The organism is Serratia proteamaculans, from assembly GCF_004684015.1.
Taxonomy (GTDB): Bacteria; Pseudomonadota; Gammaproteobacteria; order Enterobacterales; family Enterobacteriaceae; genus Serratia; species Serratia proteamaculans_F.
This window is the reverse complement of sequence record NZ_SRIA01000023.1, coordinates 83,822-95,612: the sequence shown is the minus strand read 5'-3', so window position 1 is coordinate 95,612 and position 11,791 is coordinate 83,822. Positions and strand designations below refer to the sequence as shown.

Sequence of the window (11,791 nt, the reverse complement as noted above, 5' to 3'; positions counted from 1 at the left end):
CCGGATATCCGGCCCTTTTTACCTTTGGCGAGTTACGATGCCAGAGACAGTGTTTTCGCTTTCGCGTGTTCTGCCAGCCAGGCTTTCACCCGCGCCTGCTGCGCTTCGTCCAACCACATACCCAGCTTGGTACGGCGCCAGATAGCGTCATCGAGTTCCACCACCCATTCCTTGTCGATCAGGTAGCGCAATTCGGCTTCATGCAGGCCATGACCGAAATCTTCGCCGAGATCGCTGAGGCTATTGGCATTGGCCAGGATCAGCTCGCTGTGGCTGCCGTAGGTGCGTGCAAAGCGGCGTGCCAGGGATTCCGGCAACCAGCTGTGCTCACGGCGCAGTTTCGCGGCGTAGCTGTCACGATCGCCACCGATGTCGCCACCGGGCAGTGAACCGTTTTTGGTCCACGCCGGGCCACAGCCAGGGTAGTAGTGCGCCAGCTTTTCCATCGCATGCTCAGCCAGCTTGCGGTAGGTAGTCAGCTTGCCGCCGAACACCGACAGCAGCGGCGCTTTGCCCTGCTCGTCATGCACGTCCAGCGTGTAATCACGGGTCACCGCCTGCGGCGAATCTGACTCGTCGTCGCACAGCGGACGCACACCAGAGTAGGTCCAGACGATATCGTCACGGCCCAACTGCTTCTTGAAGTGGTCGTTGTACACTTTAAGCAGATAGTTGATTTCGTTATCGTCGATCTTCACGTCTTTTGGATCGCCGTGATACTCCACGTCGGTGGTGCCGATGATTGAGAATTCATCATTCCAGGGGATCACGAAGACGATACGGTGGTCTTCGTTTTGCAGAATATAGGACTGTGGCTGATTGTGTACACGCGGTACCACGATATGGCTGCCTTTGATCAGACGGATGCCATAAGGGGATTTCAGCTTCAGACCATCGTCGAAGAAGTGCTTCACCCACGGGCCAGTGGCGTTCACCAGGCCCTTGGCGCGCCAGGTAAAGGTTTTGCCGCTGTCGACGTCGACCGCTTCTACCATCCACAGGCCGTTTTCACGCCATGCACGGGTCACTTTGGTACGGGTGCGCACTTCGCCACCGCGCTTTTCCACTTCCTGGGCATTGAGTACCACCAGGCGAGCATCGTCGACCCAGCAGTCAGAATATTCGAAACCGCGCTTCAATTCAGGCTTCAGCACCGATTCTGGTCCAAAGCGCAAACCCTTGCTGCCTGGCAGACTGGTGCGTTTACCCAGATGATCGTACAGAAACAGGCCGATACGGATCATCCAGGCCGGGCGCAGGTGCGGCTGATGCGGCAGGCGAAAACGCATTGGGAACGCGATGTGCGGTGCCAGTCGCAGCAACACTTCACGCTCGGCCAGCGCTTCGCTCACCAAACGGAATTCGTAGTGTTCCAGGTAGCGCAGGCCACCGTGGATCAGTTTGGAACTGGCGGAAGACGTAGCACAGGCCAAGTCTTGCGCTTCCAGTAGCAGAACGGACAGCCCGCGCCCGGCAGCATCGGCCGCGATGCCGGCACCGTTGATGCCGCCACCGATAACGATCAAGTCTTTGGTTTCCACGTCAACTTCCTCCAGATGTTCGAAATAGCTCTTTCATGTTCGTTTTCGCTCATGATTGTAATCAAAAACCAACAAACAAGCCAAGACTTAACCAAACAAAAACATTTAGGCGTGATAGAGATAACAGTTTGATGATAGTAGTTATACAAAAAGGAGGGGTATTTCAGTCAGGAATTACAGGGTCCAGTAGACTGAACCCTGTATAAAACGGTAGGCGCTACGGGCGCAACAGGCAGCACCGCTGGGATTAGGCGTGGTGAAAAAGACTTAGCAGAGTTCGAGTTGTACGTCGTACTGCTCGATGATTTTCATCACGCTTGGCGGCGGCAGTTGATCGGTAAACAGGTAGTCGATCAGGTTCATATTACCGAGGTTCACCATCGCGTTGCGGCCGAATTTGGAATGGTCGGTAACCAGCATCACGCAGCGTGAGTTTTCGATAATTGCGCGTTTGGTGCGCACTTCGTGATAGTCGAATTCAAGCAGCGAGCCGTCCATATCGATGCCGCTGATACCGAGAATGCCGTAATCGAGACGGAACTGGGAGATAAAGTCCAGCGTGGCTTCACCCATGATACCGCCGTCGCGGGTACGTACCTCGCCACCGGCCAGGATCAGACGAAAATCTTCCTTGGCGGTCAGCAAAGTCGCGACGTTCAGGTTATTGGTCACCACGCGCAGGTTCTTGTGATTCATCAGCGCATGGGCGACCGCTTCCGGCGTGGTGCCGATGTCGATAAACAGCGTGGCGCCGTCCGGGATCTGGCTGGCGACGCGTTGGGCGATACGCGCTTTCTGTTCCGACCACATCACTTTGCGATCGTTGTAGGCGGCATTGACCGAACTGGAAGGCAAGGCTGCCCCACCGTGGTGGCGTTGGATTTTGTTCTGATCGGCCAGGTCATTCAAATCACGGCGAATTGTTTGCGGGCTAACGTCAAAATGTTCGACCAGCTCTTCGGTACTGACATAACCCTGCAGGCGCACCAGTTCGATAATAGCGTCATGACGCTGTGTTTGCTTCACGGTAATCCCCTAAAACGCCTGGCTTGTACCTGGCTGTTATTGTTCGTTGTGCGCGCGATGTCGCGTGTCCCAAAATGCCATCAATAACCCTAACACTAAACCGGCTATGTGTGCCGCGTTAGCGATCGACATTCCTAAAATATCGAAATATCCGGCCACCAGCCACAGGACGGAAAACACCATCAGGCCGCGCGGCAGCATCAGACCGCGTTCCGGCGCTCGCTCGCCGCTGAGCCAGCAGTAACCCATCAGCGCGTAGACCACGCCGGACAAGCCGCCAAACAAGGCACCGCTAAACAGTGACTGGGCCCAGCCGCTGAAGAAGGCCGAGACCACGGCCAGCACGAACAGTTTGCCGCTGCCAAGGCGTTTTTCCAGCGGGCCGCCGAGATACCACCACCACAGCAGGTTAAAGGTGATGTGCAGCAGTGAGAAATGGAGGAAAGCGTGGCTGACCCAGCGCCACAGTTGCAGGTACTGGCTGCTGTCTTGCGGCCAGGAGAGCCAGTACATCACCCTATCATCGCCCAGCGCCTGCATCAGAATATACACTGCAATGCACAATACCATCACGCTTAACGTCAGCGGACCGGCTTTGCTGCGCAGGGTTTGCAGATAGGAATAGCCTTGATAGTGCAAACCGGCGTCGGTATTGCCGGCCTGCCAACTGGCGGCACGATAACGACTGTCGAGCGGGTTGATCAGAAACTGCTGCAGCTCATGCTGCACCTGTTCCAGATGGCTGTCGTCCGCCAGCCAGATTTCCGCCGCCTCGCCGGTATTGTGCACCCTAAGCTCAATGCCCTGTGTCGTCATGTAGTCGACAAAGGCCTGCGCCAGGCGGGGATTGGATACGGCGATTACTCTAACCATTGCTCTTCCGTCTAATTGAATGATTTTAGCCGCCGGTGACCCGATGGCGTTGACGGCCGATTATAGCGTCGAAATCCTGAGCGCAGGCAAAGGATCTGCGAAAAACCAGTAAAAACACTCACTAACGGCGCGAGAAAGGAACCCGCCGCAGGAGGCGGGGAGAGGATTATGCGGAGGTTTCAACGTCCTGCGGATACTGACGCGCCCAGGCTTCAAAACCGCCGTCGATGCTGTACACCGCGTCAAACCCCTGATGCAGCAGGTATTGCGCCGCGCTGCGGCTGCTGTTGCCGTGGTAGCACATCACCATCACCGGCCGCTCAAAGTCATTTTGCTGCATGAATGTCTGCAGGCTGGCATTGGTAAGATGGAAAGCGCCTGGCGTGTGCCCGGCTTCAAAACTTTGTGGATCGCGAATATCGACCAGAGCGGCGCTGCCGTCTTTCCAACGGCTATACGCCTGTTCAACATTGATCGCTTCAAACTGTTCCATAACTTCCGACTGCCTCGTAATTAGATAATGTCGCTATTGTAACCAACTCCGAGGCAATTAAGACCAGAGCGACGTTGTGGGTTTTAAGCACCATATCCCATCATCTTCAGCAGCTGTTGTGCCTGCTGTACCGCTTCCTGACGATGGGCTACGCCCAGCTTCTGGTACAGGTTACGGATGTGGGTTTTGATGGTGGTGGCCGCCACTGCCAGTTCACCGGCGATCTGGTCGTTGCTATAACCGGAATAAATCAGCCCCAGCACCTGCCATTCGCGCTGTGTCAGCGGACTGGTGCGGATCAGCTCCGGCACTTGTGGATGGGTTAGCAGTTTATCGACGAAGTTCTCGTCAAAATGCGCAAACTTATGCCGATGATGCTGGTTGATGTCGCGCAGGATACGTTGGGCGCGGTGGTTTTCCAGCTCCGGCAGCGTATTGAGCTGGATCAGTTGGCGCAACTGCTGCGCCATCGTTTCACCTTCAATGACGAAGTGGCTGATAAAGCCGGTGCGGCTGGCCAGTGACAGCGCCTCCATCAGCACCTTTTGCGCGTCGCTTTTACGTTCCATCTGCCAATAAAGTTGGTTGCTGAGCAACAGGTTACGGTTCAGATCGCTGACCAGCCGCAGGCGTCGGGCATTTTCGTTGAGTTCATCCAACACCACTTCGGCCTCTTCATATTGACCCAGCATGATTTGCACCCGGGCAATGTTGCGCCACTGGCCCTGCATAAAGTGGTTGTCCGCCATGCCGGGCTTTTCGGTTTGGCGCAGCCATTGGGCCGCGGCGGCAGTATCGCCGGTCATTTGCCAGTGGATCACCCGCGGTTTGTCGGCGTTGGTCAGCCAGTCGCGGTGGTACTGGGTACCGTGCAGCAGCACTTCGCAACGTTGCATGTGCGCATTGGCGTTATCCAGGTCGCCACGGGCCAGAGAACACTTGGCCAGCATGGCGATGCACTGCAACTGTTGCTGGGGCTGGTAGTTGGCCAGGATTTTCAGACCCTCGCGGGCCGCATCTTCCGCTTCGTCCAGCCGCGACCATGACCACAGGATTTGTGAACGGATGCGCAGCAGGAACTCATGCATCGGCAATTGTTCCAGGTGCTGTTCACGTACCAGTTCGAACGCCTTGTCCTGGGTCTCAAAGGCGGCCTGCAGGAAACCCTGAGCGATCAGAATTTCGCTCTGCTGCAACAGTGCCCACAGTGCATAGTGGTAAGCCTGATGGCGCCGCGCCATCTGCTCGGTTTGCTGCATCATCGGTAGTGCACGGGCCAGTTCGCCCTTGCAGTGATGGACTTCACCGGTCACCGAGGTGGCGACAATGCGGCTGTAATAGCTGGAAAGTGGCAGGAACTTCAGCGCTTCGGTAGCCAGGCGTTCGGCTTCTTCCGGCTTACCGGCGTTGATCGCCACCTGCGCGCGCAGGGCGTCAAATTCGGCCTCCAGGGTGCGATCGACCTCAATTTTTTGCTCGCGCATCGCCTGTTCGGCGCGTTCCAGCAGGGTGTTCACTTCGCTGTAGCGGTGTTGGCTTTGTGCCAACCAGGCTTGCAGCAGCGCCAGCTTGGGATTTTGGATCAGCCGTTCATACGGCAGCGCATTCAAACACTCTTCCAACAGGGCCAATTCGCTGTGATGAAACAGCGACCAGGCGTGCTGCAGCAGGATGTCGCGCAGCATGCTGACGTCGCTGGCGGCCAGCGCGTGGTGAATGGCCTCTGCCGGGTAACCCAGCGCCAGCCAGCCTTCGGCGGCGGCGCGGTGCAAGCCGGGCAGTTCCAGCGCCAGTTCCCATTGGCAGCGTTGACGCAGGAAGGTGGCGAACAGCGGATGGAAGCAGAACCATTCACCGCTATCGTCCATGCGATGGATAAACAGCCCCTGGCGCTCCAACTCTTCCAGCCGTTGCTGGCCGTTATCTTCGCCGGTCAGACGCACGATCAGTGCATCATTCATGGAGCGCAGCACCGAACAGCGCAGCAGGAAGGCGCGCGCCTCGGCGTCGACGTGATCCAGCACTTCGTCCACCAAATAATCCGACAGGTGGCTGGCGTTCAGCCCGGCCAGGCGCTTGGCGGACTGTTGGGCGGAGGAGGTCGACTGCCTGGCGGACAGCGCGATCAGTTGCAGCGCGGTGGCCCAGCCTTCGACCTCATCGCACAGACGGCTGCTGTCTTGCGATTCCATGGGTGCCACCAGACGGCAGTCGAAGAACTGTTTGGCTTCCTGATGGGTAAAGGCCAGCTGTTGCGTACCCATTTCCAACAGTTGGTCGCGCACGCGCAAATTGGCAATGCCCAGCGGTGGCAGGGTGCGGGACAGCAGGATCAGCGTCAGGTTTTCCGGCTGGTGGCGCAGGAAAAAGCGCATGGCTTCATGAATGACATCATTGGTGATCAGGTGGTAGTCATCAATCACCAGATACAACGGTTGGTGCCATTCGGAAAGTTCGATAAACAGTTGGGCAAACAGCGCCGACAGGCTGGCGTACTGATGCTTTTGGCTCAGCGCCTCACTCTTCACGCAGTGGCCGCCGCTGGCGAGTTGCAGGGCGGCGATCAGATAGCTGGCGAAACGCTCTGGCTGATTGTCGCTTTCATCCAGCGAGTACCAGCCCAAATCTGATTTGCCGGCTGCCCACTGTGCGACCAGCGTCGTTTTTCCGTATCCTGCAGGGCAATTGACCAATGTCAGGCGATAGTTGGCCGTGCTGGCCAGTTTGGCCAACAGACGATCGCGGATCACGGTATTTTGCAGCCGTACCGGGCGGCTCAGTTTTGATGGGATCAGCATAGTATTCCAGAGTGAAAAGCGCGGTTCCCGCCGCCGTAGGCCTGCCCGATGGCGTTTTTTTCATCGCGACGCCTGCCGGGATCGGAGTGAGGCTAATTATTTTATGGCTCGTAATTAATCCCCCTCCTAACTTCTGACAACGTTAAACGTATTGCAACAAGGTTCAGCATTGGCTTGGAGTTAAATTGCTATTGATCACACTTTTTTACGTTTGCAGGCAAATCCCTGTGGAATAGCGGCGTGGTGGTGCGGTTTGGTGACTCAGATACAGAAAAGCATTTCCGGCTGTGTGCAACACTATAGCCGTCGCCATAACTATGCTAACGTCATTGAACAAGTTTTCACCTTATTCTCGGTGCTCGCTGCCTTCGTCGGTGGGCTTTTTTGCATGATGCAAGGGAGTCAAAAAGTGCCTGAGATCACAATTTTACCTACGCCCCAATCCTCCTCCCCAGCTAATCCCCAGGCGGGATGATGCCTTCATTCTTTCTCCCCGGCACGATAACGGTAATTTGACCCACTTACTGGATAGAGAGTTTTCCTTATGTCACAGCCTATGCTTAAAAAGGATGCTTTTCTGGCGGCACTGACCCGTCAGTGGCAACAGTTTGGCCTCAGTTCTGCACAACAGATGACTCAGCACCAATGGTGGGAAGCCGTCAGCCGCGCACTGGCCGAGCAGCTCGCTGCACAACCGGCTCCGCGTAAAAGCAGTAAGCCATTGCGCCATGTGAACTACATTTCGATGGAGTTTCTGATTGGCCGCCTGACGGCTAACAACCTGATTAACCTGGGCTGGTACGACACCGTCGAGCAGGCATTGGCGGAGCAGGATATCAAGCTGGCGGATCTGCTGGAGCAGGAAACCGATCCGGCGTTGGGTAATGGCGGGCTGGGGCGCCTGGCGGCCTGTTTCCTGGACTCGATGGCGACGGTGGAGCAACCGGCCACCGGCTATGGGCTGAATTATCAGTATGGGCTGTTCCGTCAGTCATTTAGTGGCGGTCAGCAGCAAGAAGCCCCGGACAACTGGCAGCGCGAGAGCTACCCGTGGTTCCGCCACAATGCGGCGCTGTCGGTGGATGTCGGTATCGGTGGGAAGCTGGAGAAACTGGCCGATGGCCGAGAACTGTGGCGCCCTGAGTTTACCCTGCGCGGTGAAGCCTGGGATCTGCCGGTGCTGGGTTACCGTAACGGCGTGACCCAACCGCTGCGCCTGTGGCAGGCCACCCATCAGCATCCATTTGATCTGAGCGATTTCAACGACGGCAAATTCCTGCAGGCGGAGAAGCAGGGTGTGGAAGCGGCCAAGCTGACCAAGGTGCTGTATCCGAATGATAACCACCAGGCGGGCAAGCGTCTGCGTTTGATGCAGCAATACTTCCAGTGTGCCTGTTCGGTGGCCGATATTCTGCGTAAGCACCATCTGGCCGGCCGCAAGATTGAAGATTTGCCGAAGTACGAAGTGATCCAACTGAACGACACTCACCCGACCATCGCCATCCCGGAAATGCTGCGCATTCTGCTCGATGAGCATCAGTTGGACTGGGATGCCGCCTGGGCGATTACCAGCAAAACGTTCGCCTACACCAACCATACCCTGATGCCGGAAGCGCTGGAGTGCTGGGATGAAAAACTGGTGCGCAGCCTGCTGCCGCGTCATTTCTCCATCATCAAGCAGATTAATGCCAACTTCAAAAAGCTGGTGGATAAACACTGGCCGGGCGACGATGCGGTGTGGGCCAAGCTGGCGGTGCACCATAACAAGCAGGTGCGGATGGCTAATCTGTGCGTGGTCAGCGGCTTTGCGGTTAACGGCGTGGCCCAGTTGCACTCCGATCTGGTGGTGAAAGACCTGTTCCCGGAATACCACCAGCTGTGGCCAAACAAATTCCATAACGTCACCAACGGCATTACGCCACGCCGCTGGCTGAAGCAGTGTAACCCGGCGCTGTCAGGGCTGATTGATGAAACGCTGAAGGTGGAGTGGGCGAACGATCTCGACGCTCTGAAAGGGCTGGAGAAATACGCCGATGATGCGGCATTCCGCCAGCGTTACCAGCAAATCAAACGCGATAACAAAGTCGTCTTAGCCAACTATGTGCACGACGTGATGGGGCTGACGCTCAATCCGGACGCGATTTTCGACGTACAAATCAAACGCCTGCACGAATACAAACGCCAGCATTTGAACCTGCTGCACATTCTGTCGCTGTATCGCCAACTGCGCGATAACCCGCAACTCGATATCGTGCCGCGGGTATTCCTGTTCGGCGCCAAAGCGGCACCGGGCTACTACCTGGCGAAAAACATCATTTACGCGATCAATCAGGCGGCGGAAAAGATTAACAACGATCCGTTGGTGAAAGATCGCCTGAAAGTGGTGTTTATTCCTGACTACCGCGTGTCTGTGGCTGAACTGATGATCCCGGCGGCGGATATTTCCGAACAGATCTCCACGGCCGGCAAAGAAGCTTCCGGTACCGGTAATATGAAGCTGGCGTTGAATGGCGCGCTGACCGTTGGCACCCTGGATGGCGCCAACGTGGAAATCGCCGAGCAGGTGGGTGAAGACAATATCTTTATCTTCGGTAACACGGTAGATCAGGTGAAGGCGCTGCTGGCAAAAGGCTATGATCCGCTGAGCTATCGCAAGAAAGACAAGCACCTGAAAGCGATTTTGGACGAATTGGCGAGCGGTGCATTCAGCCACGGCGACAAGCATGCTTTCGACATGATGCTGCACAGCCTGCTGGAAGGCGGCGACCCTTATTTGGTATTGGCGGACTTTGCTTCTTACTGCAAAGCTCAACAGCAGGTAGATGAACTCTATCGTGACCGTGATGAGTGGACGCGCCGTACTATTCTTAACACCGCGCGTGTCGGTATGTTCAGTTCGGATCGTTCGATCCGTGACTACCAGCAGCGTATCTGGCAAGCCAAGCGTTAAGGAGAACGAATGGATCACAAGGTCATCGATCAGGCGGCAGCTCAGGCGGGTATCGCTGCCGATTATATTAATGCCCATGGTCAACAGCAGGCGACCGCTGAGGACACCAAGCGCCGACTGCTGGACGCCATGGGACGCAGCACGACCCCGCAGGAGGCGACAGTGACGCCGCTGCCGGCGGTAAAAGTCTTCTATCAGGGGGCGCCGGTGGCATTACTGCCGGCAGGCAGCGGCGAGTATTTGTGGACGCTGCAGCGTGAAGACGGTGGCCAGTTACAGGGACGTGCCAGCGCGCGTAAAACTTTTACCCTGCCGGGCGAGTTGCCGCCGGGTTACCACCAGTTGACGCTCAAGCAGGGCGAGCAGCAGTGGCAGTGTCGGCTGATTATGGCACCGAAACGCTGCTTTGAACCGGATGCCTTGCTGACCGGAAAGAAGCTGTGGGGCGCGTGCGTCCAGCTCTATACCCTGCGATCCGATCGCAACTGGGGCATCGGTGACTTTGGCGATCTGCGCCAGATGATAGAGCAGGTCGGTGAACGGGGCGGCGCTTTTGTCGGACTCAATCCGATCCACGCGCTGTATCCGGCCAACCCGGAAAGCGCTAGCCCATACAGCCCGTCATCGCGTCGCTGGCTGAACGTGATTTATATTGATGTTAATGCGGTGGAAGATTTCCAGCGCAACGACGCCGCACAGCAATGGTGGCTGAAACCGACCACGCAGAAAAAACTGGCCGCAGCGCGTAGCACTGAACAGGTGGATTACAGCACGGTGACGCAGCTGAAGCTGGCGGCGCTGAAGCTGGCATTCCCGCAGTTCCAGGCGCGTAAAGCGGGTGACGAGCAGCGTCAGGCATTTGAGCAGTTTGTTCTCGACGGTGGTGACAGCCTGTATCAACAGGCGGCCTTTGATGCGCTGCATGCCCATCTGGCCGCCAAAGACAGCAGCCTGTGGGGCTGGCCGGCCTGGCCGGAGCAATATCAACAGGGCGACAGCGCTGCGGTGCAGCAATTTTGTCAGCAACAGCAGGATCAGGTGCAGTTTTACCTGTGGCTGCAGTGGCTGGCCGCCAGCCAGTTCGCCGATTGTTTCCGCCAGAGCCAGCAACAACAGATGCCAATTGGCCTGTATCGCGATTTGGCGGTCGGCGTGGCGGAAGGAGGTTCAGAAACCTGGTGCGAGCCGGATCTTTACTGTCTGAAAGCCTCGGTGGGCGCACCGCCGGATATTCTGGGGCCGCTCGGACAAAACTGGGGCCTGCCGCCGATGGACCCGCATGTGATGGCTGCGCGCGGCTATCAGCCGTTTATCGATCTGCTGCGCGCCAATATGACCAGCTGCGGCGCGCTGCGTATTGATCACGTGATGGCGTTACTGCGTCTGTGGTGGATCCCCTACGGTGAAACTGCGGTTCACGGTGCCTATGTGAAATACCCGGTGGACGATCTGCTGGCGGTGCTGGCACTGGAAAGCCAACGCCACCGTTGCATGGTGATTGGCGAAGACCTCGGTACCGTGCCGGTTGAGATTGTCGGCAAGTTGCGCGACAGCGGCGTCTATTCCTATAAGGTGCTGTATTTCGAACGCGACGGCGAGAACCACTTCCGTGCCCCGCAGGCTTATCCGGTGCAGGCTATGGCGACCATCACCACGCACGATCTGCCGACGCTGCGCGGTTATTGGCAAAGTGGTGACCTGCAGTTGGGCAAGCAACTGGGGTTGTATCCGGATGCGGAGATCCTCAAAGGGCTGTTTGCCGATCGCGAACGAGCCAAACAGGGGTTGCTGGACGGGTTGCACCATTATGGCTGTGTACCGCAGAAGGTAGGAAAAAAGGCGGCGTTGTTGAAGATGAGCCCGTTGCTTAACCGGGGCTTACAGCGTTATGTCGCCGACAGCGCCAGCGCCTTGCTGGGTCTGCAGCCGGAAGACTGGCTGGACATGGCGGATCCGGTCAATATTCCCGGTACCAGCAGTCAGTACCCTAACTGGCGGCGTAAACTGACCCACACGCTGGAAGAGATGTTTGCCGATCAGCAGGTTAACCGGTTACTGAAGGATTTGGACAAGCGGCGACGTAAGGTCTCGGTAGGGTAATTGAGGTGAA

7 protein-coding genes are annotated in these 11,791 nt (G+C 57.0%); 2 read left to right on the top strand and 5 right to left on the bottom strand.

Annotation, left to right across the window (positions count from 1 at the left end; all coding sequences use genetic code 11):
- Window positions 1-32: 32 nt before the first annotated feature.
- From glpD to malT, 5 genes are all read right to left on the bottom strand, one after another.
- Window positions 33-1,541, bottom strand: coding sequence for a glycerol-3-phosphate dehydrogenase (glpD, locus tag E5C26_RS23350; protein WP_135318383.1), 1,509 nt, complete (start codon window positions 1,539-1,541; stop codon window positions 33-35).
- Window positions 1,542-1,808: 267 nt separating this feature from the next.
- Window positions 1,809-2,567: a DeoR/GlpR family transcriptional regulator gene (locus E5C26_RS23345; protein ID WP_020837378.1), complete on the bottom strand. Its 759-nt coding sequence runs from the start codon at window positions 2,565-2,567 to the stop codon at window positions 1,809-1,811.
- Between the two features lie 36 nt (window positions 2,568-2,603).
- Entirely contained in the window at window positions 2,604-3,440 is an 837-nt protein-coding gene (gene glpG, locus E5C26_RS23340) for a rhomboid family intramembrane serine protease GlpG (protein WP_135318382.1), read from the bottom strand.
- Window positions 3,441-3,606: 166 nt separating this feature from the next.
- Window positions 3,607-3,933: a thiosulfate sulfurtransferase GlpE gene (gene glpE / locus E5C26_RS23335; protein WP_012147313.1), complete on the bottom strand. Its 327-nt coding sequence runs from the start codon at window positions 3,931-3,933 to the stop codon at window positions 3,607-3,609.
- Between the two features lie 83 nt (window positions 3,934-4,016).
- A complete protein-coding gene (malT, locus tag E5C26_RS23330) occupies window positions 4,017-6,731 on the bottom strand; it encodes an HTH-type transcriptional regulator MalT (RefSeq protein WP_135318381.1) in 2,715 nt (904 codons plus the stop codon).
- A 544-nt stretch (window positions 6,732-7,275) separates the two neighbouring features.
- On the opposite strand from malT, the gene malP reads away from it, so the two are divergent.
- Both malP and malQ read left to right on the top strand, forming a co-directional pair.
- Window positions 7,276-9,681, top strand: coding sequence for a maltodextrin phosphorylase (gene malP / locus E5C26_RS23320; protein WP_135318380.1), 2,406 nt, complete (start codon window positions 7,276-7,278; stop codon window positions 9,679-9,681).
- 9 nt (window positions 9,682-9,690) lie between these two features.
- Window positions 9,691-11,781, top strand: coding sequence for a 4-alpha-glucanotransferase (gene malQ, locus E5C26_RS23315; RefSeq protein WP_135318379.1), 2,091 nt, complete (start codon window positions 9,691-9,693; stop codon window positions 11,779-11,781).
- Window positions 11,782-11,791 lie beyond the last annotated feature (10 nt).